The 24185-nt window shown below is 63.2% G+C and carries 17 protein-coding genes and 1 pseudogene; 6 read left to right on the forward strand and 12 right to left on the reverse strand.

Going from position 1 to position 24185, the window contains the following annotated elements; translation table 11 throughout:
* The first annotated feature begins 57 nt into the window (after nucleotides 1-57).
* The 4 genes from M727_RS0130350 to M727_RS0130365 all read left to right on the forward strand — a co-directional run bounded on the left by M727_RS0130350 (nucleotide 58) and on the right by M727_RS0130365 (nucleotide 8365).
* Nucleotides 58-3039, forward strand: coding sequence for a sarcosine oxidase subunit alpha (locus tag M727_RS0130350; RefSeq protein ID WP_156941692.1), 2982 nt, complete (start codon nucleotides 58-60; stop codon nucleotides 3037-3039).
* Nucleotides 3032-3661, forward strand: coding sequence for a sarcosine oxidase subunit gamma family protein (locus tag M727_RS0130355; protein ID WP_027155732.1), 630 nt, complete (start codon nucleotides 3032-3034; stop codon nucleotides 3659-3661). Before M727_RS0130350 ends, M727_RS0130355 begins: the two co-directional genes overlap by 8 nt.
* Before the next feature lie 273 nt (nucleotides 3662-3934).
* A complete protein-coding gene (locus M727_RS0130360; RefSeq protein WP_027155733.1) occupies nucleotides 3935-6304 on the forward strand; it encodes an aminomethyltransferase family protein in 2370 nt (789 codons plus the stop codon).
* Nucleotides 6305-6655: 351 nt separating this feature from the next.
* On the forward strand, nucleotides 6656-8365 hold the full coding sequence (locus M727_RS0130365) for an APC family permease (RefSeq protein ID WP_027155734.1): 1710 nt from the start codon (nucleotides 6656-6658) through the stop codon (nucleotides 8363-8365).
* Nucleotides 8366-8627: 262 nt separating this feature from the next.
* Here M727_RS0130365 and M727_RS0130370 read toward each other — a convergent pair whose 3' ends face one another.
* From M727_RS0130370 to M727_RS0130390, 5 genes and pseudogenes are all read right to left on the reverse strand, one after another.
* Nucleotides 8628-10121 carry an aldehyde dehydrogenase family protein gene (locus M727_RS0130370; RefSeq protein WP_027155735.1) on the reverse strand — a complete coding sequence of 498 codons (1494 nt, stop codon included), beginning with the start codon at nucleotides 10119-10121 and terminating at the stop codon, nucleotides 8628-8630.
* 68 nt (nucleotides 10122-10189) lie between these two features.
* Nucleotides 10190-13345, reverse strand: coding sequence for an efflux RND transporter permease subunit (locus M727_RS0130375; RefSeq protein WP_027155736.1), 3156 nt, complete (start codon nucleotides 13343-13345; stop codon nucleotides 10190-10192).
* A 248-nt stretch (nucleotides 13346-13593) separates the two neighbouring features.
* Nucleotides 13594-14733 (reverse strand): efflux RND transporter periplasmic adaptor subunit, encoded by a 1140-nt coding sequence (locus M727_RS0130380; protein ID WP_036264017.1) that lies wholly within the window; start codon nucleotides 14731-14733, stop codon nucleotides 13594-13596.
* Nucleotides 14734-14807: 74 nt separating this feature from the next.
* Nucleotides 14808-15299, reverse strand: a pseudogene (locus M727_RS38175) (TetR/AcrR family transcriptional regulator); the annotation flags it as partial.
* Nucleotides 15300-15750: 451 nt separating this feature from the next.
* The gene (locus M727_RS0130390) at nucleotides 15751-17697 is read right to left on the reverse strand and encodes an adenylate/guanylate cyclase domain-containing protein (RefSeq protein WP_027155738.1); all 1947 of its coding nucleotides are present in this window, start codon (nucleotides 17695-17697) and stop codon (nucleotides 15751-15753) included.
* 804 nt (nucleotides 17698-18501) lie between these two features.
* On the opposite strand from M727_RS0130390, the gene M727_RS0130395 reads away from it, so the two are divergent.
* On the forward strand, nucleotides 18502-19239 hold the full coding sequence (locus M727_RS0130395) for a DUF4336 domain-containing protein (RefSeq protein WP_027155739.1): 738 nt from the start codon (nucleotides 18502-18504) through the stop codon (nucleotides 19237-19239).
* Between the two features lie 21 nt (nucleotides 19240-19260).
* Here the strand turns inward: M727_RS0130395 and M727_RS0130400 are convergent, their stop codons facing one another.
* Genes M727_RS0130400 through M727_RS0130425 form a run of 7 tightly spaced genes read right to left on the reverse strand, consistent with a single transcriptional unit; the run spans nucleotide 19261 to nucleotide 23762 of the window.
* Nucleotides 19261-19686 (reverse strand): hypothetical protein, encoded by a 426-nt coding sequence (locus M727_RS0130400; protein ID WP_027155740.1) that lies wholly within the window; start codon nucleotides 19684-19686, stop codon nucleotides 19261-19263.
* Nucleotides 19683-21014 carry a recombinase family protein gene (locus M727_RS0130405; protein ID WP_027155741.1) on the reverse strand — a complete coding sequence of 444 codons (1332 nt, stop codon included), beginning with the start codon at nucleotides 21012-21014 and terminating at the stop codon, nucleotides 19683-19685. Before M727_RS0130405 ends, M727_RS0130400 begins: the two co-directional genes overlap by 4 nt.
* The gene (locus M727_RS43870; RefSeq protein ID WP_280944192.1) at nucleotides 21011-21181 is read right to left on the reverse strand and encodes a DUF2924 domain-containing protein; all 171 of its coding nucleotides are present in this window, start codon (nucleotides 21179-21181) and stop codon (nucleotides 21011-21013) included. The genes M727_RS0130405 and M727_RS43870 overlap by 4 nt, the downstream gene beginning before the upstream one ends.
* 25 nt (nucleotides 21182-21206) lie before the next feature.
* Complete coding sequence (locus M727_RS43875) at nucleotides 21207-21428, reverse strand: DUF2924 domain-containing protein (RefSeq protein WP_280944193.1); 222 nt, start codon at nucleotides 21426-21428, stop codon at nucleotides 21207-21209.
* Between the two features lie 5 nt (nucleotides 21429-21433).
* On the reverse strand, nucleotides 21434-21634 hold the full coding sequence (locus tag M727_RS0130415; RefSeq protein ID WP_027155742.1) for a hypothetical protein: 201 nt from the start codon (nucleotides 21632-21634) through the stop codon (nucleotides 21434-21436).
* A complete protein-coding gene (locus M727_RS38185; protein WP_051505812.1) occupies nucleotides 21631-23262 on the reverse strand; it encodes a phage/plasmid primase, P4 family in 1632 nt (543 codons plus the stop codon). Before M727_RS38185 ends, M727_RS0130415 begins: the two co-directional genes overlap by 4 nt.
* A complete protein-coding gene (locus tag M727_RS0130425) occupies nucleotides 23259-23762 on the reverse strand; it encodes a hypothetical protein (protein ID WP_027155743.1) in 504 nt (167 codons plus the stop codon). Before M727_RS0130425 ends, M727_RS38185 begins: the two co-directional genes overlap by 4 nt.
* Before the next feature lie 174 nt (nucleotides 23763-23936).
* Here M727_RS0130425 and M727_RS0130430 point away from each other — a divergent pair.
* On the forward strand, nucleotides 23937-24185 hold a 249-nt coding region (locus M727_RS0130430; protein ID WP_036264023.1), incomplete at its 3' end, for an NAD-binding protein.

Genomic DNA, 24185 nt, shown 5'->3' on the forward strand with positions numbered 1-24185 from the left:
CCCCACAAGGGGGAGGGTTAGGGGCAGCGCGGCGTTCCTGCATGAAGGCCGGCAATCGTGATCACCAGCCAGTCCCATCGTCTTGCATCAGGCGGTCTCATCGACCGCTCACGGCCGCTGAACTTTCGCTTCGACGGCAAAACCTTTGCCGGCTTCGAAGGCGACACGTTAGCCTCGGCGTTGATCGCCAATAGCGTCAAGCTGGTCGGCCGCTCGTTCAAATACCACCGGCCGCGCGGCATCCTGACCGCGGGCTCGGAAGAACCCAACGCGCTGGTCGAATTACGCACGGGCGCGCGGCGCGAGCCGAACACCAAGGCGACCACGGCAGAACTTTATGACGGTCTGGAAGCCGCCAGCCAGAACCGCTGGCCGTCGCTGCGCCACGATCTGATGGCGGTCAACCAGCTGTTCTCACCGATCTTCGTCGCCGGCTTCTACTATAAGACCTTTATGTGGCCGGCAAAATTCTGGGAAGCGGTCTATGAGCCGGCGATCCGCCGCGCCGCCGGTCTCGGCCGCGCCGCTGGCGTTGCCGATCCTGATCATTACGACAAGGCCTGGGCGCATTGCGACGTGCTGATCGCCGGTTCCGGCTCAGCCGGGCTGGCGGCAGCGCTCGCCGCCGGCCGATCTGGTGCCCGCGTCATCCTGTGCGAGGAAGATTTTGCGCTTGGCGGCCGCCTGCTTGCCGATGGCGGCACGATCGGCGGCATGCCCGCAGCCGAATGGATTTCGCGCACGCTGGCCGAGCTCGACTCGCTGCCGGACGTCCGCATCATGACCCGCACGACGCTGTTCGGCGTCTATGATGGCGGCACCTATGGCGCGATCGAGCGGGTCAACGACCACCTGCCCTCGCCGCCCGAGCATCAGGTGCGCCAGCGCCTGTGGCGGATCGTGGCAAAGCGCTCGATCGTTGCCGCCGGCGCCATCGAACGGCCGATCGTATTTGCCGGCAACGACACGCCCGGCGTGATGATGGCTTCGGCAATGCGGACCTATATCGCGCGCTATGCGGCAACCCCGGCGAAGAGGATTGCGCTGTTCACCAACAATGAGGATGGCTGGCGCACGGTCGAGGCGGCACTCGACGCCGGACTGCAGATCGCTGCCGTTGTCGATGCGCGTCCGGACGTATCGGCCGCGCATCGCGCGCTTGCCGCCAAGGCCGGCTTTGCCGTTTTGAACGGTTTCGTCAGCGGGGTGGACGGCGGCAAGGACGGCGTTCGGAAAATCTCGATATTTCTGGCAGGCGGCGCACGCGCCGAGGTCGAAGCCGACGGGCTTGCCGTTTCCGGCGGCTGGAACCCGGCGGTCGGGCTGACCTCATACCATCACGGCCGGCCGAAATGGCAGGACGATATATCGGCCTTCGTGCCGGACGGCGCCCCTCCCGGCATGGTGGCCGCCGGTGCCGCCAACGGCGCTTTTGGGCTCGGCGCCTGCCTGTGCCAGGGTTTTTCCGCCGGTGCGGCAGCGGCTGAGAGCGCCGGGCACAGCGGCAGTGCCGGCACGCCGCCAGTCGCCGACGACGAAGCGTTTTCGCTGACCCCGCTCTGGCATGTTGCCGGCAAAGGCAAAGCCTTTGTCGACTACCAGCATGACGTCACCGCTGCGGACATCGAACTGGCGCAGCGCGAAGGCTTTGAATCGGTCGAACATCTGAAGCGCTATACGACGCTCGGCATGGCCACCGATCAGGGCAAGACCTCGAACCTCGCAGGCCTCGCCATCATGGCGGCGGTGTCAGGCAGATCCATCCCCGAGACCGGCACGACGATCTACCGTCCGCCCTATGTGCCGGTCGCCATCGGCGCCTTTGCCGGCCATCATCGCGACGAGAACTTCCATGCGACAAGACTGACGCCGTCGCATCACTGGGCAGCCGAACAGGACGCGGTGTTCGTCGACACCGGCTTGTGGAAGCGCGCACAATGGTATCCGCGCGCCGGCGAAAAGGACTGGCTGGAATCGGTCACCCGCGAGGTCAAGGCGGTGCGCTCTGCCGTCGGCTTCTGCGACGTCTCGACGCTCGGCAAGATCGACGTGCACGGCCCGGATGCCGGCACCTTCCTCGACCGCGTCTACATCAACACTTTCTCCAGTCTTGCTGTGGGAAAAGCCCGCTACGGGCTGATGCTGCGCGAGGACGGCATGGTCTATGACGACGGCACCACGTCGCGGCTGGCCGAGGACCACTATCTCCTGACCACCACGACCGCCAAGGCCGGGCCGGTGATGCAGCATCTCGAATTCTGCCGGCAGGTGCTGTTTCCTCAATTCGACGTGCAACTCACGTCAGTCTCCGACCAGTGGGCGCAATTCTCGATCGCCGGGCCGAAGACCCGGGACCTGCTTCGCGAAATCGTCGATCCGGCCGAGGATTTGTCGAACGAGGGCTTTCAGTTCATGGGCGCGCGGCAAGTCGCGCTTCGCGGCGGCATCAGGGCGCGACTGTTCCGCATTTCGTTCTCCGGCGAAATGGCGTTCGAGATTTCCGTTCCGGCCCGCTACGGCGACGCGCTGGTGCGCAACCTGATGCTAGCCGGCAAACAATTCGGCGTCACGCCCTACGGCACCGAGGCGCTTGGCGTCATGCGCATCGAAAAGGGCCATGTCGCCGGACCGGAGTTGAACGGCACGACGACCGCGGCCGATCTCGGCTTGGGCAAGATGATGTCGACCAAAAAGGATTTTGTCGGCCGCGTCATGGCCGGACGCGAGGCGCTGGTCGCACCGGATCGGCAGGTCGTGGTCGGCATCAAGCCGACCGACAGAGCGCGCCGCCTGCGCTCCGGCGCGCATGTCGTTCCGAAAGGCGAGATACCGGATTCTGCCAACGACCAGGGATATGTCACCTCGGTCTGTTTCTCGCCGACGCTTGACCAGTGGATCGGGCTGGCGCTTATCGAGCGCGGTCGCGAGCGCATCGGCGAGATCGTCCATGCGCACGATCCGCTGCGTGGTCAAGACTATGATGTCGAGCTGTGCAATCCCGTCTTCTACGATCCGGATGGAGGGCGCCAGCGTGGCTGAGTTTTCGTGGCTTTCTCGCAGTCCGCTGGAGCACGCACTTGTCGTGGGCGCCCATGGCGCGCGCGACGTCGCGCCGGGCATTTCGCTCACTGAAGCTCGCAATTTCGACCTGATCCAGGTGATGGCGCGGCGCGGCAAACAGGCGGAACTGGCAAGCGCTGTGAAAACCCGTTTCGGCATGGCGGCTCCGGATCTGCCGAAGGCCGCCAGCGCATCGGACGTGACGCTCATCTGGTCGGGACCGGACCAGTTCCTCGTCCTGTCCAAGGGCGGCAAGCACGCGATCGACATTTTGAGACAAGCTTTCTCGCAATCCGCCTCGCTGTCGGACCAGTCGCATGCGCGCGCCCTGATCAGCGTCTCGGGAGCCAAGGCGCGCGCCATGCTGGCGAAATTGTCGTCGCTCGATCTGCACCCGACGGCGTTTCCGATCGACGCCGCTACTGCCACATCGATCGACCACAGCAGTGTCAATCTCTGGCGTGGCAATGACCGGCCGGACGGGCAGGCGGTGTTCAACCTTCTGGTGTTTGCAAGTTTCGCCGAAAGCCTGTGGCACACGATGCTCGACGCAGCCGCCGAGTATGGCGTCGACATCGGGTATTCAGGGGAACTGGCGTAGCGGTTGTTCGCACCTTCCCTTCTCCCCTTGTGGGAGAAGGTGGCCTCGCGAAGCGAGGTCGGATGAGGGGTGTTCCAGCTTGACACCGACAGCATTCCATCCAACACCCCTCTTCCGTCTCGGCGCTACGCGCCGATTCACCTTCTCCCACAAGGGGAGAAGGAAGAGGCGCCGCGCACCACCTTCGCCTTGCCAAACCGACACGCACTGCTATTCTTGCCGCGAAAATAATTTTACGCACAGGCAAACTTGTTTCTTGAGACCCGGGTCGAGATGAGCCAGTCGCCCTACCCCGCCGTCGCCGCCGGACCGCCACGACCGAGCCTCATCCTGCGGCCCGGCCAGATGGCGCTGCCAGCCGGCATGGAGCGCTATTGCGTTCAAGGCAATGGCGCGGTGCTCATCGATGTCGAGGCCGGCGATATGCTCACGGTGCGTAATGTGGAAGGCGGCCAGGCTTGCGAGCTGCTGGCATGGGACAAGAGCGGCGCTACCGACCCCACCATTTTAGGCGAGAAGTCGAACAGCAACGCCGCCGGCATCAAGGCGCTGCTGGCCGATGGCGACGACAGCCTCGCGTCCTTGCGCCGGGGGCTCGAGCGACGCCAGGTGCAGCTCGACCAGGCAAAGGCGGTTCGCATCTTCGGCGGCGCCACCGCTGCCGGCACCGAACAGGGTTTTGTCGTCGCGCGCGACGCCTCGATGCTGATCGCCGCCCCGGGCGGGCCGATGCCGGTCGACGGCCACGACACGGCAACGCCGCTCAGCGTCATCGTGCGCCGTGCCACAATCCATCCGACGGCGAAGTCCAGGCTTGGCGACCCGCTGGCCGACCCGGTGCTCGATTTGCGCGTCCATTCGGCGACCGCGGAAGCCTACTTCGTCAAGGCGGGTGACTATCTGCAGATCATCGATGTCGACGGGCGCCAATGCACCGACTTCCAGTGCTTTTCGGCCCGCAAGCTCGACAAGGGACGCGACCATCCGCTCGACGTGACGACGACCCGCACGCTGATGGGTTCGAGCTATCCGATGCCAGGCCTGCATTCGAAATATTACGACCAGGACATGGAGCCGCTGGTCGAGGTGGTGCAGGACACCTGCGGCCGGCACGATGCATTCGCGCTCGCTTGCGCCGCCAAATATTACGACGACATCGGCTATCCCGGTCATCCCAACTGCTCGGAGAATTTCAACCGCGCGCTCGCGGACAAGGGAGTGAGCCCCCGCGCCGGCTGGATGGCGATCAATTTCTTCTTCAATACGGCGATCGACGCGCATGGCGTCATGGTGTCGGACGAGCCATGGTCGCGGCCGGGCGACTATGTGCTGCTGCGGGCGCTTACCGACATCGTTTGCGTGTCGTCCGCCTGTCCCGACGACACGACGCCGGCCAATGGCTGGAACCTGACCGACATCCATGTGCGGACCTATTCCGGTAAGCATAAATTCTCGCGAGCGATCGCCAGACGCATGACGCCCGATTCGGAACCGAAAATGACCCGCGAGACATCATTTCATTCGAGCTTTGCCAAGCACACCCGCAACTTCGTCGAGTACAGGGGTTATTGGCTGGCCAACGCCTTCGCAAAAGAGGGCCCGATCGACGAATACTGGGCCTGCCGGCAGGCCGCCGTCATCATGGACTTGTCGCCGCTGCGCAAGTTCGAGGTCACCGGCCCGGATTCCGAAGCGCTGCTGCAATACACGCTGACCCGCGACGTGAAAAAACTCGGGGTCGGCCAGGTGGTCTATTCCGCCATGTGCTACGAGCATGGCGGCATGATCGACGACGGCACGCTGCTCAGGCTCGGCAAGGATAATTTCCGCTGGGTCGGCGGCGACGATCTGTCCGGCGAATGGCTGCGCGACACCGCGACGAGCCTCGGCCTCAACGTGCTGGTGCGCTCGTCGACCGACCAGATGCACAATGTCGCCGTGCAGGGACCGAAGAGCCGCGACATCCTGAAGGAGATCATCTGGACCTCGCCGCTGCAGCCGTCGATCGAGGAACTCGAATGGTTCCGTTTCGCCGTCGCCCGCATCGGCGGCGGCAACGGCATTCCGATCGTCGTTTCGCGCACCGGCTATACCGGCGAGCTCGGCTACGAGATCTGGTGCCATCCGCGCGACGCCGAAAAGGTGTTCGACGCGATCTGGCAGGCCGGCCAGCCGCATGGCTTGAAGCCGATGGGGCTGCAGGCGCTCGACATGGTGCGCATCGAGGCCGGGCTGATCTTTGCCGGCTATGAATTTTCCGACCTGACCGATCCGTTCGAGGCCGGCATCGGCTTCACCGTGCCGCTGAAGAGCAAGACCGACGATTTCATCGGCCGCGAGGCGCTGATCCGGCGCAAGGAAAACCCGCAGAGGAAACTGGTGGGCCTCGACATCGACGCCAATGTCGCGGTCGGGCATGGCGATTGCGTTCATGTCGGCCGCGCCCAAATCGGCGAGATCACTTCCGCCATGCGCTCACCGCTACTCAACAAGAACATCGCGCTGGCCAGGCTCGACGTGACCAATGCCGCGATCGGCACCGAGGTCGAGATCGGCAAGCTCGACGGCCACAGCAAGCGGCTTCCGGCGCGCGTCGTCGCCTTCGCCCACTACGATCCGCAAAAGACCAGACCGCGCTCCTGACGGCAGCATCCCTTGCCTTCTCCCCCTGTGGAAGAGGGTGGATCGGCGCGCAGCGCCGAGACGGAAGAGTGGTGTTGGACGGAATGCTGTCGGTGCCAAGCTGGATCACCCCTCATCCGACCTCGCTTCGCGAGGCCACCTTCTCCCACAAGGGGAGAAGGCAAGAGCGTGCGATGTGCACAGCTTCACAAAAACGCTTGACGTGAAAGCGTGACGCGTCGATCTTCACTCCCAAGAAAAAAATACTACTGAGCGGAAAACGCCTGAGGTCGTTCAACGCGTGCGTCGGTGACGCATCGCGAAATGTCGACTGTCGCCGATGGGGAACATCAAAATGGGGAATTCACGTAAATGAGCACGATAGTCTCTGCCCTGGTGCCGCCTGCCGAAGGGCAGCTGCACCGCAACATCGATTGGCGCGGCGCCTTCTGGGTAGCAAGCGGCGTTCCCGCCCTTGTCCTGTTTTCGATCGGCGGCATTGCCGGCACGACCGGGAAGCTGGCCTTCCTGATCTGGACCATGTCCATGATCATGGGCTTCCTGCAATCCTTCACCTATGCGGAGATCGCCGGTCTGTTTCCGAACAAGTCCGGCGGCGCCTCGATCTATGGCGCCACCGCCTGGCTGCGTTACTCCAAGTTCATCGCGCCGCTTTCGGTGTGGTGCAACTGGTTCGCCTGGTCGCCGGTGCTGTCGCTCGGCTGCTCGATCGCCGCCGCCTACATCCTCAACGCGCTGGCGCCGGTGCCGCTGTTTACCGACACCTCGCCGGAAGTCGCCGCCTATATCGCCGCCAATACGGGAACCAGTGCCGCCGACGCCATCGCGGCGGTGAGCGCGGCCGCCACCCCGGCGATCCGCAACTGGACGCTCTACGGCCACACGCTGGGCCCGGTCTCCTTCACCTTCAACGCCACCTTCTTCATCGGTGCGGTGCTGATGCTGATCATCTTCTCCATCCAGCATCGCGGCATCCTTGGCACCGCCAATGTGCAGAAATATATCGGCCTGTTCGTCATCATTCCGATGCTGATCGTCGGCGTCGTGCCGATCGTCACCGGCCAGATCGACTGGGCGAATTTCTCGCCGCTGGTGCCGCTCGCGGCCGCCTATGCGCCCGAGCCCGGGGCGTGGAACATCGCCGGCTGGACGCTAGTTCTCGGCGGCATGTTCATCGCCGCCTGGTCGACCTACGGTTTCGAGACCGCCGTCTGTTACACCTCCGAGTTCAAGACTCCCGGCACCGACACCTTCAAGGCGATCTTCTATTCCGGCCTGCTGTGCATGCTGCTGTTCATCCTGGTGCCGTTCACCTTCCAGGGCGTGCTCGGCTTGAACGGCATGCTGGCGACCCCGATCGTCGACGGCTCCGGCGTTGCCGACGCATTGGCCGGCATGGTCGGTGGCGGCCAGCTGATCCATAGCCTCCTGGTGATGCTGATGATCCTGGCCCTGGTGCTGTGCATCATGACGGCGATGGCGGGTTCCTCGCGCACGCTCTATCAGGGCTCGGTCGACGGCTGGCTGCCGCGCTATCTCAGCCACGTCAACGAGCATGGCGCCCCGACCCGCGCCATGTGGACCGACCTGATCTTCAATCTGTTCGTGCTGGCCATCGCTTCGGCAGATGCAACCAGCTTCTTCTTCATCCTCGCCGTGTCGAATTGCGGATACATCATCTTCAACTTCCTCAACCTCAATGCCGGCTGGATCCATCGCATTGACAACGGCCATATCGCGCGGCCGTGGAAGGCACCGAGTTGGCTGCTCGGCATCGGCGCCATCTTTTCCTACGTCAACATGATCTTCATGGGCGCCGGCGCCAAGGTCTGGAATCCGATGGCGCTGTGGGCAGGGCTGATCACGGCTGCCCTCATCATCCCGGTGTTCTGCTTCCGGCATTACATCCAGGACAAGGGCAAATTCCCCGACCACATGCTGACTGATCTCGGCATGAATTCATCGGATCTCGCCGTCAGAAAGGCGGGAATCCTGCCCTACCTGACGCTGATCGCCGGCGTCGTGGTGATGCTGCTCGCCAACTGGCTGTTCGTCATCTGACGTCCGCCTCAAAGGATTGAGCGCGCGATAATTCACTCCGCTTGGGGTCCTCGCTCTCACGAAAATGGGAGAGGTGGCTCGGCGAAGCCGAGACGGAGAGGGGGAGCCGCGCTCTACGAAAGCCCCCTCTCCGGCCGCTTCGCGGCCACCTCTCCCCCGCTTCGCCGGGGCGAGGAACCCAAGTCTTGATATGGTTCCGATTGACACCGAAGACCCGCCGCCGAGGCGGGTTTTTCGTTTCAGGGCCTATTCGGCGGAGCGCTCAATCGATCTTGATGAACACGCCCTTAGTGTTGAGATACTCGTCGAGGTGCTCGGCACCGCCCTCGCGGCCGTAGCCGCTCATCTTGTAGCCGCCGAAGGGCACGGCCGGATCGATGGTGTGATAGGTGTTCACCCAGACTGAGCCGGCGCGGATTTTTCGCGACAGCTGGTGGGCGGTGGCGACGTTGCGGGTGAAGACCCCGGCGGCAAGACCGTAGGGCGTGTTGTTGGCGCGCTCGACCGCCTCATCGAGCGTATCGAACGGCAGCGCCGAAATCACCGGCCCGAAGATTTCCTCGCGCGCGATCCTCATGTCGTCAGAGACACCGGCAAACACCGTCGGCGCGACGAAATTGCCGGCGGCCAGAGCACCCTCCATGAGGCGTTGACCGCCGGTGACGAGGGTCGCGCCCTCCGCCGTGCCGGCCTCGAAATACGAGGCGACCCGTTGCAGCTGCTTTTCGGAGACGAGCGGGCCGATCTCGGTCGCCGGATCGATGCCGTCGCCGATCCTGAGACCCTTGGCATAGGTCGCCAGCCGCTCGACGAATTGATCATGGACGGAGCGTTCGACGAACAGGCGCGAGCCGGCGATGCAGATCTGGCCGGAATTGGCGAACACCGACATCGCCGCCACCGGCACCGCCTTGTCGAGATCGGCGTCGGCGCAGACGATGACCGGCGACTTGCCGCCAAGCTCCAGCGAGACGCGCTTGAGGTTGCCGGCCGAGGCGCGGACGATCGACTGGCCGGTTGCCGTCGAGCCGGTGAAGACGATCTTGTCGACGCCCATATGCTCGGCAAGGGCGGCGCCTGCCTCGGCGCCGGTGCCGGTCACGATGTTGACGACGCCTGGCGGAACGCCGGCCTCGTTCATGATGTCGGCGATCAGAAGCGGCGTCAGCGGCGCCTCTTCCGACGGTTTCAGCACCACCGTGCAGCCGGTGGCCAGCGCCGGTCCGATCTTCCAGATCGATGCCGCCGTCGGTGCGTTCCACGGGATGATGGCGCCGACGACGCCGACCGGCTCCTTGCGCGTAAAGGAGACGATTTCGCCCGGCAGCGAGTTCTCGATCGTCTCGCCGTGCAGGGACGTCGCCATGCCGGCATAATAGCGCAGCATGCCGATGACACGATCGCGGTTGGCCAGGGTGCGCACGATCGGCATGCCCATGTCGGTGGTGTCCGAGCGGCTGATCTCCTCCCAGTGCTTTTCGAAGAGATCGGCGATCCTGAGCAGCAGCACCTGCCGCTCATAGGGCTTGTACCGGCTCCACGGCCCGTCGAAGGCCCTGCGCGCTGCGGCCACCGCCAGCTCAACATCCTGGCGGTCGCCGCGCGGCACCGTGGCAATGACCGCGCCGGTGGCCGGATTGCGGGTCTCCATGGTCCTGCCCGAGCGGGCGTCGACCCAGGCGCCATCGACGAACATTTTGCGGTGGCGTCCGTCGATCGGCCGGCGCAGCGCCACCGGTGCCTGAGCTATGGTCATGACGTCCTCCTCCGGCGCTCCTGCCGGTGGGCGGATTTAACCCCTGGACGTCACATCTGCCAACAGCCCTATTCGGCCGCCAGGGGCAGTTGCGGCTGGTCATCGTTTTCCGCCCGTTTCGGCTCGGCGGCCGGCGCCGCGTCCTCGACCTTCTTGCGCTCCCGGCCGAAGAACAAGGCATAGCCTGCCGGAAGGACGAGGATGGTCAGCACCGTGGCAACGAGGATGCCGCCCATCATGGCATAGGCGAGCGGCCCCCAGAAGACGCCGCGCGAGATCGGGATCAGCGCCAGGACCGCCGTCAGCGCCGTCAGCATGATCGGCCGGAAACGGCGGACTGCCGAGCCGATGATGGCCTCCGAGCGTTCCATGCCGGCTGCGATGTCCTGGTCGATCTGGTCGACCAGGATGATCGAGTTGCGCATGATGATGCCAAGCAGCGCGATGACGCCGAGAATGGCGACGAAGCCGAACGGCGCGCCACTGATCAAAAGTGCCGCCGCAGCACCGATGATGCCGAGCGGACCGGTCGCCAGCACCAGCATCGCCTTGCCGAAGTGCTGCAGCTGGATCATCAGCAGCACGACGATGACGGCCAGCATGATTGGAGCTTTCGCTGCAATCGAGGCCTGGCTTTCGGCCGAATCCTCGGCGCCGCCCTGGATCTCGATGTTGTAGCCGGGCGCCAGACCGTCGCGCAGGCCCTGCATCTCGCTGTACATCTTCATGACGACATCGTTCGACTGCACGCCGTCCGGCAGCGTGGCGCGCACGCTGATGGTCGGCAGGCGGTCGCGCCGCCATTCAACGCCTTGCTCCAGCACCGGGACGACCTTGGCGACCTGCGACAGCGGCACGAAGCCACCGAAATCCGTCGGGACAGAGATCGAGTCGACCGCCGACAGCAGGTGGCGACTTGCCTCCGGCTCGCGGGCGACGATCGAAACCGTCTCCTCGCCGTCGCGGAAATCATCGAGCGGCGCTCCCGACATGGTCGCCTGCAGCATCTGGCGGATGCGCTGCGAGGTGACGCCGAGCGCACGGGCGCGATCCTGGTCGATCACCAGCTTCATCTCCGGCACCGGCTCCAGCCAGTCGTCGTGGACGGCGCCGAGCAGCGGATTTGCCTGGAACTTCGCCTTCACCTCGTCGGCGATGCGGCGCACCTCCTGGCGATCCGGGCCCATGACGCGCATCTGCACCGGCCAGCCGGTGGGCGGCCCAAGGAACAGGCGGTCGACCTTGGCACGGACCGACGGAAAATCCTCGGCCAGAATGGTGCGCAGCTTGGCGATCAGCCGCTCGCGGGCCGGTTCGTCATTGGCCATCACCAGAAGCTGGGCAAAGTTCGGATTGCGAAGCTGCTGGTCGAGCGGCAGGAAGAAGCGCGGCGCGCCCTCGCCGATATAGGTGGCGATGAAGCGCTTGTCCTTGTCGTCCATCATCCTGGTTTCGAGCGCCTTGGCCTGCGTCTCGACTTCCTTGATGCTGGTGCCTTCCGGCAGCCAGAGGTCGACAAGGATTTCCGGACGCGACGACTGCGGGAAGAAATTCTGCGGGATGAACTGGAACACCCACAGGCTGGTGACGAAGGTCACCAGCGTCATGACCAGCACGATGATGCGGTGGCGCACGGACCAGCTGACGGTGGCGCGAAGCCGGCGATAAAAGCGCGTGTCGAAGACATCGTGATGGCTGCCGGCGTGTTTTCGCTGCTTGAGGATCATATGACCAAGCCACGGCGTGAAATAGACCGCCACGAACCAGGAGACGACCAGCGCGATGCCGACGACGTAGAACAGCGTGCGCACATATTCGCCGGCCGTCGAAGCCGCGAAGCCGACCGGGATGAAGCCGGCGGTGGTGATCAGCGTGCCGGTCAGCATCGGGAAGGCCGTCGAGGTGTAAGCGAAGCTCGCCGCCTCGATCTTGACCATTCCTTCCTCGAGCTTGCGTTCCATCATTTCGACGACGATCATCGCGTCGTCGACAAGCAGGCCGAGCGCGATGATCAGCGCGCCAAGCGAAATGCGCTGCAGATCGATGCCGATCTCGTACATGATGGCGAAGGTGGCGGCCAGAACGAGCGGAATGGTGATTGCGATCACCAGGCCCGAACGCCAGCCGATCGTCAGGAACGAAACGACAAGCACGATCAGCAGCGCCTCGCCGAGCGCCGTCATGAACTCGCTCACCGCGCCCCGCACGACTTCCGGCTGGTCGGCGATCTGATCGACCGAAACGCCGTAGGGCAAGGCCTCTTCGAAGCGGTGATAGGTCGCCTCGACCTCCTTGCCGACGTCGGTGACGTTGAAGCCCTTGGCCATGACGACGCCGACCTGGACGCTGTCTTGGCCGTTGAAGCGGTATTTGCGCTGATAGGGATCCTCGAGACCTGTGGTCACGGTTGCGATGTCGCCGAGGCGCGTCACCTGGTTGCCGGCGCGCAGGCGAAGTTCGCGGATGTCGGCCGCCTCCGTCACGCTGCCTTCGACCGAGATGCGCACAGAGCGCTGGCCGGTGTCGACCGAGCCTGCCGGATCGACATTGTTCTGGCCCTTGATCGCGTTCTGCAGATCGGTGAGTGTCAGGCCGCGCTCGGCAAGCACCTTGGACGAAACATCTATATAGAGTTTTTCCGGCTGGTCGCCGATGATCACGGCCTTCTCGACGCCGGGCGTGGTCAGCAGCATGTCACGCGCCTGGATGGCCAATTTCTTCAGTTCGGGATAGCTGTAGCCATCGCCGCTGATCGAATGGAGGGTGATGAAAGTGTCGCCGAATTCGTCGTTGAAGTAAGGCCCAAGCAGCCCCTGGGGCAGCTCATTGGCGATATCGCCGACCTTCTTGCGTACCTGGTAAAAGGCATCCGCGACCTGGGTCGGATTGGTGTCGCCTTCCACCTGCAAGGTGATGATGGCGCTGCCGGCGCGCGTGTAGGAACGGACGAAATCGAGATGCGGCGTTTCCTGCAGCTTGCGCTCGATCTTGTTGACGACCTGGTCCTCCATCTCCTGGATCGAGGCACCGGGCCAGACCGCCTGGACGACCATGACGCGGAAGGTGAAATCCGGATCTTCCTTCTGGCCCATGCGCATCAGGCCGAGCGCACCGGCAACGATGATCAGGCCGAACAGGAACCGCGCAATGCTCGGGTGCCCGATCGCCCAGCGCGAAAGATTGAAGGGCCGTTTTTCATTGGTGTCGGTGGTATCGGTGGTCATAGCGCCAGTCCATCTGTCTGATCGTCAGCGCACGCACATGGCATGCCCACGGAGCTTCTAATGCTGGCTTCCGGGCGGCGAGGCTTTCCGAGCGGAGAGACACTCATCGCGGTGGGGCGCTAGGATCGATGTCGGGGGGTTACATCGACCTGACGTCTCGACAATCGGGTGCCTGCCGCCCGGAAACCGTGAACCGCTTGACTCGCGGCTTGCGCCGATGCGAGGAAAAGCCGTTTTCTGCCTGGCCGTCAGCGCACGCGCTTGACGGCGTCGCCATCATCGTCCGCCGATGCTGACTGCTGCACCGCATCGCCGGCCAGCTTGACTTTTAGATTTTCGGTCATGAATTGCGTGCCCGCCGCAACGACGACATCGCCGGGTTTCAATCCTTCGGCAACATGCACGCCGTCGGCGGTGAACTCGGCGACCTTGATCGGACGCGCATGGACGGTCTCGCCGTTGCGGTCCACGGTCCAGACGATCTGCTGGCCGTCTTTTTGCGCCAGCGCGCTCAACGGGACCGATACGCTTTGCAAGCTGTTGTTGGCGGCCGAAGCCTCGATATTCGCGGTCATGCCGAGAAGCACGCGCGGATCGTTGGGCAGGCTGACGCGAACGGCAAAGGTACGCGACTGCTGATCGGCGCTGCCGGCGACTTCACGGACCTTGCCGTCGAGCGTCAGCGCTTCGTCGGACCAGAAGCTTGCCTTGACGTCCTTGCCCGGCTTGAACTGGGCGATATCCGTTTCCGGCACGGCGATCAGCACTTCCTTTTCGCCATCGACGGCAACGGTCACAACCGGCGTGCCGGAGCCGACCACCTGACCGACATCGGCGGCGACTGACGTGACGATGCCATTCCTGTCCGCCTTGAGGTCGGTGTAGAGGACTTGGTTCTTCGCCTGGTCAAGCGCTGAGCGGGCGGAATTGCGGGTGGCGACCGCCTGATCATAGCTGAGCGTCGCCTGTTCGAGCTGCGATTTCGAGGCGAAGTTCTTGTCAAACAGCTGTTCGGCACGACGGCGGGCAAGGCCCGTTGTCTCGACCTGCCGCTCGGCGGCCTCGAGGCTGGCCTCGGCACTGTTGACCGAAAGGTCGTAGTCGGCGGGATCGATGCGGGCCAGAACGTCGCCCGGCTTCACGCGCTGGCCAATGTCGACAAGGCGCTCGGTGATCTTGCCGTTGATGCGGAACCCGAGATTCATTTCGGTGCGGGCGCGCACCGATCCGGAGTAGGAGAGCTCACGGGTATCGTTCGCCTTGGCGATCTCGACGACCTTGACCGGCCGGACGATGTCCTTGACTTCCACTTTTTCCTGCGAGCAACCGGCGAGCCCAAGCGCCGCGACGACGACCAGAACCGGACCAATGGCCGGCAACCTGTTCATGATGGATTTGGACAAAGACACTTGCGTACTCCCGAACTGGAGATGGATTGTCGACGCCCGGCGGACGCCGCCGGTCATTTCTTCAAAGCCCTGATGGCAAACTCGATAAGCTCGTCCGGCATCGCCCGGTTGTTCTTGGCAAGACACTGGGCGACCATCTGCGGGTGGCACAGGGTGATGATAGCGGCGCCGAAACACCGCGAAGCGACTTCCGGGTCCTGGTCGGCAAACTCGCCGGCCGCGATTCCCTCGCGGATCACCTCCTCGACCAAGCCGCGGATCCTGTCGATATGCTTCTCGATGACATGCCAATCGCGCTCGATGGCGACGACGACCATTTCGTGCACCTTCTCCTGGTCGAGCATGGTGTCGCGGGTCCACTGATAATGCGTCTGCACGTAGCGGCGCAGCCTTTCGCTGGCCGTTCCGGGACTATGGCAGGCGTCGTAGGTCAGTTGGTAGCAGGTAGCGAGCATACGGCCGCAAACCGCCTGGTGGATCTCAACCTTGGAGGCGAAGAAACGGTAGATGTTGGCCGTCGACATGCCGAGATGACGATCGTCGGCAGGATGCGGGCAGGAACGGCGGGCAAGGCGGAATCCTCGTCATGACGTTTAGAATGGTTCCTAGCACGCTGTGCCGCACGGCAGCAGTGACAGGTCGCCGGCGGTTTGCCAGCCAGTCCTTCGCGGCCGCCCGCGGGGAAGAACGCCACGGCGGCGGCTTGTCACCATTTGCTGCTCTCGCGCCTTGCGGGAGCGAACCGCGATATGATCAAAGCGATGCGGCAACGGCCGGCGGAATGATCGAGATGAGGCGCGTTGCTGCTCGGCAGCCTAGGGCCGAAAGCCGAAGGGCGGCTTCCGGGACGAGGGGCTAGAAAGCCGACCTTCGCGTCCAACATAGCGCGGACTGCCTTGCGCCAACTCTGCCCCTTCGCCGACCTGCCTCGAATCCGGACCGGCGGCGCTCGCTCACGCTTTGGGCGGAGCGGCTTCATTCCGACTACGCGCTAGATCAGCCCGCTGCCGCCTTGGCGCGCTCTTCGTCGCACGATTTCACGTGGATCATGTTGGGGTTGTCTTTGAGCTCCGCCGCGGTAGCGCAGGCCCGGAGTCCGGCCTTTCGTGCGCCTTCTGCAATCAGCTCGGAATAGTGCCCGTTGGCTACTCCCCACTTGGTGAGAAACTTCTCTCCGGTCCACCCGGGGTCCTGTTTGAGCACCTCCTCAGCTACTTTCTTCGCCTCGTCCGGCTGGTTCAGGTAACCATACAGCATAGCAGTAAATGATAGCTCGTTTATTGAGGGGTTCTGGTAACGCTTTATATATTCGAGTGATTTATCGAACTGCTCGTCAAAGAAATATGACCAGTAAAGACCAATATTATACCAGTTCGGGTAGTGAGGATTCAGCAAAACCGCTCGCTCCATGAGGCGGACCGCCCGTGCATTTTCTTCCTCGCCCGCTGCATTAATGTTCATGGCAATCACCGCAAGAGTGTCGGCGTCGTTTGGCGCAAGGGCTTCCGCCTTGTCAAACTCGACAAGCGCTTGCGCCCACTCACCATTCCAGGCGAGGGCCTGGCCGAGAACGCCATGGGCCTTATTGTTGTTGGGATCGAGCTCCACGGCTTTTCGGGCAGCCTCCAGCTGCTTTGACAGTGCCTGCTGAGGAGCATCAGCAAAGCCATAGCCATACATGTAACTATACACAAGGGCCAAGCCGACGTAGGCCCGCGCCATATGCGGATCGAGTTCGATAGCCTTGTGGAACAGCTTCTCTCCTTCGATCAACCCATCCTTGGTGATACCCCCGACCGGGCGGAAGGCCACCTCATCGGCCATCAAATAGTTATCATAAGCCGTCAGACTGTTGGGCGGCTTATGCTGGACGAGTTTGAATTGCGCTTTTCGAATGACACCGCCGACGGACCCCAAGGTATTTGCGATCTTCGCCGTGACGTCGCTCTGCACCGCGAAAATGTCCTCGTCCGCTCGATCGTAGCGCTCGGACCAAAGGTCTTCGCCTGTGGCAGCGTCAACAAGCTGCGCCGTGATGCGAACGCGATCGCCGCTCGCTTGCACGCTGCCCTCGAGAACATATCCCACGCCCAAATCGGCGCCGACCTGGCGAACGTCCACGGACTTGCCCTTGTAGGCGTTGGTCGAGTGGCGTGAAATGACGAGAACATGGTCTGATTGGGACAGGTCGGTGATGATGTCCTCTGTTATCCCGTCAGCGATCCTTTCCCATTTGGGATCACCGCCGAGGTTGTCGAACGGCAAGACGGCAATCGACGCCTCATCGAAAGCCGCGCCCGATGATTTCCACCAGCCCTGAATGCCAAGAACGGCGCCGGCGGTCACCGCCACAAAGACAGCCAACCCCGCCGGCATTAGCCATCGGTTGCGCAAGCGACGCGCTTTGAGCAGGCGGCGCCGAGGCTGGCCATGCAAATTCACCCGGTAGACCGCCACGGGCTCGACGATGTTCTTCACACGCTGCTCGCCCATGGCCTCGAAGGCGAATGCAAACTTCTTCTCTACCTCCTTGGCCACCTTGCCGGACACATAGATGCCGCCAGGCTCCGCGATCTGCTCCAGGCGCGCGGCTATGTTGACTCCTTCGCCGAAGCGGTCTTCGCCATCGACGATTACTTCGCCAAGATTGACGCCGATACGCACCGCGAAGCGCTGATCTTCGGGAACGGCCGCGTTGCGCTCCGCGAGGCCTCTTTGGAGGGCCACGGCGCATTCTACCGCGTCCACAACGCTGGAGAACTCTGCCAGCAGGCCGTCTCCCATTAGCTTGAAGATATGGCCATGGTGGCGGGCGATCTCGGGTTCGAACAGTTCCTTGCGGCCCGCCTTGAGACGCTCGAATGTGCCCTGTTCGTCCTGCTCCATCAGCGCGGAGTAACCGACGACGTCCGCGGCAAGAATGGCTGCGAGCTTCCGGTCCATGACCGCCCCCCAACCTGAGTAGCATCACACTGCGCGACTGATCAGTACCACAAGCTTGGGAAAAGCCGGCTTCACCTGCCCATCAGCCGGTGGCACGCGAGATCGACCAAAATCGCGGCAAGCCGAGTCGAGTGGATTTCCCCGCCAGCTTCGAGCGTGCGGTCGGTTACGCTCACCCCAGGTGACAAGGATGCCGCGTGGGTGGTCCAGTCCGGCCAGTCCGAACTCTGGCCTATTCTTCCTCTACCCATCTCTCCGACCTTCTGACCTTTCACCGCGATTAGAATTAGAGAATGCCCGGACCGACCGGACCGGAGCGCTCACCCTTGCTGGAAGCCGGCAGTAGCGCCACGGCGGAGTGGGCTCATCTGATCGCGCAATCTGTCTGATTTGTCTGATCGGGCTGTCCGCTGCTGTAGAGCACACCCCTAGCTTCGAGCCCGCGCGGCGGGGCCGCACGCTCGTCGCAGGAGCGACACGGCTCCGAGAGCCGCGAGAGCGGTCAGACCCGTGCTGTCGGTCACAATGGACGAAGTTCTGGCGCTGCCCGACGCTCCGAGTCCATCCGAATTCAAGGCCGGTATATGGCGCGACTGCGACCGTCAGGTGGTCGCCGGCAACGCCGCTATTGGGCTGTGGCAAGCCCGACTTCAACGGCGGCCATGCGGCGCAAAGCTGCCGTTGGTCCGTTGCAACATAATGATTTGCTTTGGCCAGCAGACGAACTAGGCCGTCACGCATTTCCCCGGAACAGATCCTCTCGAAGTGTGTTGCGCCAGCTCCAAGCTAAATTGGAGCACAACCATGAAGCCCGAAGACGCCACCTACCCTCCTCTTGATGTCGCCAAGCCTGTCGCTCCGGGGGTCTGGATCGTCGACAGCGGACCGCTGAGCGTGATGGGCATTCCAGTCCCGGTGCGCATGACGGTTATCCAGCTCGGGAATGGCGGTCTCCTGCTGCATTCACCAACACGGTTCGCTTTTGAGCTGAGAGAGCAGCTCGAGCAGATTGGCCCGATACTGCATCTGGTTGCGCCAAACAGTGCACACTGGACCTTCCTCAAGGAGTGGCAGGACCATGTGCAGGGAGCGCCGACTTGGGCCGTTCCGGGCTTGCGCCATTTGGCAAAGGTCCGCCGGGCCGGCGTCAGGATCGATCACGATCTGGCCGCTGCGGCGCCGGACGCCTGGTCGAAAGATCTCGATCAGGTTGTCGTTCCAGGAGCCGGTAGGTTCACCGAAGTCGCATTCTATCACAAGAACAGCCGAACTATGGTGCTTACGGATCTAGTTCTGAATCTCGAGCCGGAAAAGCTGCCGTTCATCATCAGGCCGGCGGCGCGCCTCTTAGGCGTCACGGCACCTGGGGGGAAGGCCCCCATTTACCTGCGGATGATCATCAAACGGAAGCATGAGCAGGCGAAGGCGGCCGCGGAGCGCCTCGTGGCTTTCCAGCCAAAGCGCGTGATCTTCAGCCATGGCCGGTGGTTCCACAAGGATGGGACGACATTACTTCGCCAGTCGCTGGCCTGGCTTCTCTGAGGGCGGCCGCAGAGAAGATTGTCAGCAGGAACTAGCCATCAACTCCCGTTGCCGTTCCCATTCGACGGGCAAACCCCTGACGAGCGCCTGGAGCTGAACCCCCACGGGCTGCCGTCCGTCGATTATGGCTTCGACCAGATCGGGCGCGAGCAGCGTCAACTGGAGCACATGGGATACGAAGGAGCGGTCAAGCCTTTCGGCCGCGGCAAGTTCGATCACTGTGGCGAACTCGCCTGTTTCCAGCATGTGTTTCCACCGGAACGCCCGCGCCACCGCCCGGATCAAAGTGTTGTCTATGCGTGGCCGTGCTGGGGTCCATTGCTGTGCGCCGGCGGGCGAGATGATGATCTTGCGGCCACCACGCTTGCGCAAGGTCAGCGGCAGATGGACGGTGAGCGATTTGCCGTCAGGGCTGAGTTCGGCATATTTGGCCTCCGACGGCATCATGCAGTCCTCCTATGCTCCGGCGGCTGTCGCAGCTCCGTCGCGAGGCTGGCCATGCCTTCGGTGCGAAGCCGGATGGAAATGCCCTCGACGGCGACATCCACCCGCTCGACCAGCAGCTGGACGATGCGGGCCTGCTCGGCCGGGAAGAGCTCATCCCAGAGTGGATCCAACTGGACGAGGGCTTCACGGACCTGAGTTTCAGTGATGTCGGAATTGTCCTTTCGCGTGACCATCCAGGTCTTTACGATCATCTCGGGCGTTCGAAGCAGCGCCCGAAGCTGATCGGTGACCGCAGCCTCGATCTCGCCTGCCGGCACACGGCGGACCGGGCATGTCTCCGGTCCAAGCTTCTGCACGCTCGTGGTGACGTAGTAGCGGTAGAGCTTTCCCTTCTTGCGGGTATGGACAGGTGTCATGGCGTAGCCGCTCGGAGCAAAGATCAGCCCCTTCAGCAAGGCTGGCGTCTGCCTGCGGCTCTGTCCGGCCCGCTTGCTCGGGCTTTCCGCCACGATCGAGCGAACCTTGTCCCAAAGGTCCAGGCTGATGATAGGCTGATGCTCGCCGGGATAGCTGGCGCCCTTGTGCACCGCGTCGCCCATATAGACCCGGTTGCCGAGGAGCTTGTAGAGCAGGCCTTTGTCGAAGGCCTTCCCGTTCTTGCACCTGAGACCCTCCGCGTTCAACGTTCGCGCCAGGATGGTTGCCGAACCTATCAGCAGGAATCGCTCGAAGATCGAGCGCACAATGGCCGCCTCATCCTCTTGGATCAGAAGCTTGCGGTTCTCGACCCGGTAGCCAAATGGAACGTTGCCACCCATCCACATGCCCTTTCGCCTGGATGCAGCGAACTTGTCCCTGATGCGCTCGCCGATGACCTCGCGCTCGAACTGGGCGAACGAAAGCAGGATGTTCAGCGTCAGCCGGCCCATGGAGGTCGTGGTGTTGAAGCTCTGGGTGATCGATACGAAGGTGACGTTGTTCGCCTCGAACAGCTCGACCAGCCGGGAAAAGTCGGTGAGCGCCCGCGAGAGCCGGTCGATCTTGTAGACCACCACCACGTCGACCAGGCCGGCATCGACATCGCGCAGCAGCCGCTTCAGGCCGGGGCGTTCCAGGGTGGCGCCGGAGATGCCGCCATCGTCATAGCGATCAGGCACCAGAACCCATCCCTCAGCCCGCTGGCTGGCGACGTAAGCCTCACAGGCCTCTCGCTGGGCGTCGAGGGAGTTGAACTCCATGTCGAGCCCCTCCTCCGACGACTTTCGCGTATAGACGGCGCAGCGCAGCTTTCGCACCACCTGCTTTTTGTCGGGTGAGTGCACGTTCATTGCGCCCTCCCCCTCTGGCTCTTCAGGCCGAAAAAGACCAGGCCGTTCCAGCGTGTGCCGGTGATCGCGCGGGCGATTGCCGAGAGCGACTTGTAGGGCCTGCCATCATATTCGTAGCTGTCGGCCAGGACCGTCGCGCAATGCTCCACCCCCTGCCATTCGCGCATCAGCCTGGTGCCGGAGATGGGTCGGTTAGCGCGAGCGGGGCTCTAGATCTTCGGCCAGTGCAGCCAGCCGTTTCAGTGTCTCCGGCTTCAGCCCGCCATGGGCGAGTTCCTGTACCCGGTAGGCTAGCCTGCTCTCCAGAAACTTGCGATTGTAGGGCGGCGGTTCGGAGGCGAAGAGGTCCCGCCACATCTTCTTCAGGGCAACGATGTCCATCGTCTTTAATGCAGCCAGTCTGCCGATCAGCATCTCCGTCACGAGTCATTCTCCGCCGGTTCGAGTTCGGCTGCATGACCGCTCTGGTTGGCGGTGAAGTCCACGAAACTATTCTCCCGCTCGCCAGATAGTCTGCTTGACTGTCGCGCTCGCAGACGCCTGACGCCGCCTGCCGGGATGGTGCCTAGTTCGGCCAGGCGCTCGGCCGCGGTAAGCCGGTCGGGCGAGATCGGATTCATGACGCATCCCCCCGAACGCTGGCGCCGGGTACACGCATCAGGACGATACTCTGCCAGCCTCGCGATCTCGCGGACCGCTTCGGTTCAAAGCCTCGGGCCTTTAAAGCCTCTCCAAGGTCACGCAGCGATCCGCGCTCCAATCCGTGGCGATCTGCCCAGCCAGCCCAACTCGCAAAAAGAGCAGATGCGGCGGCGGACTTGGAACGATCGCGCTGGCACTCCTCGTCGATCCACTGGCCGATGTCATCTTCGCCTTCGAAATACTCGTGCGCCGCGTCGACAACACATGCTGGCGGGGCAAGCCCAGTATTGAGCCAGTCAGCGCAACCTTCCAGCATCCAGCCCAGGCTGCCATCGCGCTCGGTCTTCAGCTTCAACAGGAGCTGCCTGTCCCGGCGCTCGGGCGGGATCGTCACCTCGAAGGGCACCAGGTGGAGGCGCCGCCGCATGGCCTCGCCAACACCTGAAAGGCGGGGACGATGATTGCCGGCGATGAGGAGTTTGAAGGTGGGCTGGAACTCGAAAAAATCGCGGTGCATGAAGCGCACGCGCAGCTTGTCGCCCCCCGTAATCGACTTGATGCGGCTTTCCGCCCATGCCCGGCCGCTTTCGGTCTCGTTGACCGTAACCAGGCGTGCGCCTCTCAGCCCTGCGAGATCTGTCGGGTGACGCTCGCCCTTGCCGGCCATGAAGGTTTCGAGCGGAGCCGTGACGCCATAGTCCCCGAGAACATCTGCGAGCACCGACAGGAAGACCGACTTCCCGTTGGCCCCCGCGCCGTGAAGGAAAAAGAAAACCTGCTCTGAGGTGTCGCCGCTGAGGCAGTAACCCGCGACCCGGGCGAGATAGGCGAGGAGAGCGGGATCGCCACCTGTGATCTCATCGAGGAATTCTTCCCACATGGGACAATTCCTGCCGGGCGAGGCTGCGGTCTGTCGCGTCATCGCCGCTGCACGCAGATGAGGTCCAATCTCTCCCGTCCGGAGATCCACCGTTCCTGCAGGAGTATTCAGCAGCATCGTGTCGGGATCGAACTCTTCCGGAAGGGCCGAGTGGCGTGGATCGCTCCTGGCGATCCGCTCGACGGCTCTGATCCGGTCGCTGCGAATGCGCCGAATATCGGCCGCCTGCGCGCTGACTGCCGCGGCCCGGCAAATTTGCCGTATCACTTCGAACACCTCGTCAGCCGAATCGAGCTGCCATCGGGTGCCAACCCACTTGAGCCAGCCGCTCCAGCCGGCGACACACCGCCAGTCGCTGGCGCTTTGTTCCGAGAAGCGATCCGCCAAAGCGTCTTCTGTAACCGACGAAAAGCTCGACACGGAATCGGCTCCGGGGACGTTGCTAGGCCCGCCATGCCAAAGGCCATCTTTATACTGGAGAGAACGGAACTCGTCCTTCAGCCGTTCTTCGGGCCATGATGGAATGACCAGCCGGGTGTTGTATTCCCGGACCTTGTCCCAGGCTTCTGCCAGCGAGATCCTACCGAGCCGCGCCTCTCTTACGAAGTGCCCGATCACAATGGACAGGGCTTCGAACCGGGTTATCCCGTCGACACTTCCCTCCCGAACCGGAAGCCTCAGAAGCTCCGAGACCGAGTGGCGATCAGCACTGAATCCCGCCTTCAATTGTTCCTTGGCGGAGAGGCCCGGGAAGCCAGGAAGATTCCAGCCAGTTCGATCAGACTGAAGAGGTCATAGCGATTTGCGTTGATGTCCCTAATCGTCACCGGCGACAGGATGCCGTGCTTGCCATGGACGCTTCCGGCGATCCGCACTGGCTGGTGGGCGCTGCCGAAGGCCGGGTCGGCCCCGACAAGTGTGGCGAGCCGCGACCGCAGGCGGCATACCCCGGCGATCTGTTCGCCGCGTGCGACGTCGGCAAGGCGCCAGTAAAGATGCCTCTTGGCAGCGCCTTCTTCGGTATTGCCACCCGACAGCACATCGAGTGTGGGACTTCCCAAATGCCGGGCAAGATGTGCAGCCTTGGCGTCGATGTCCCCCTCATCGAGGTCGACGAGAACAACAGCTGTCGCCGATACGTCGCTGGCGGTCGCCTTTCCCGCTGCATGCAGGGCACCGGGTACGACGAATAGTCCAACACCGTTTCGCAGCGCCTCGTCCGCCAAGGCACCGACCTGATCGACAACGCTGCCTTCAATCCTGATGAACGGGGTCTTTGGGTGGCGCGAACGTGTCCCTTTTTCAGAGAACAGACGGACGGCGGCGTATCCTTATTGCCAGCGCGCTCGCGCTGCGCGAACGCAATGAACCCTTCCGCTATCCAGAGGAGCGCCCAATCGTTGGCTAAAAGCACATCTCAGGGTGACGGCGTCGTCNTCATCGGCCTCGGCCGCTTCGGCGGCGCCGTTGCCCAGTCCCTCGTCCGTCTCGGTCACGATGTTCTGGCCATCGACGAGAGTGCTGAACTCGTCCAGAGCTGGTCAAGCCAGCTCACCCATGTGGTGGAAGCCGACAGCTCCAACGCCGACGTCCTGCGGCGTCTCGGCGTGCAGGATTTCCGGCATGTCGTGGTCGCGATTGGAACGGAC

Source organism: Mesorhizobium sp. WSM2561 (assembly GCF_000513915.1).
In the GTDB taxonomy this organism is placed as follows: Bacteria; Pseudomonadota; Alphaproteobacteria; order Rhizobiales; family Rhizobiaceae; genus Mesorhizobium; species Mesorhizobium muleiense.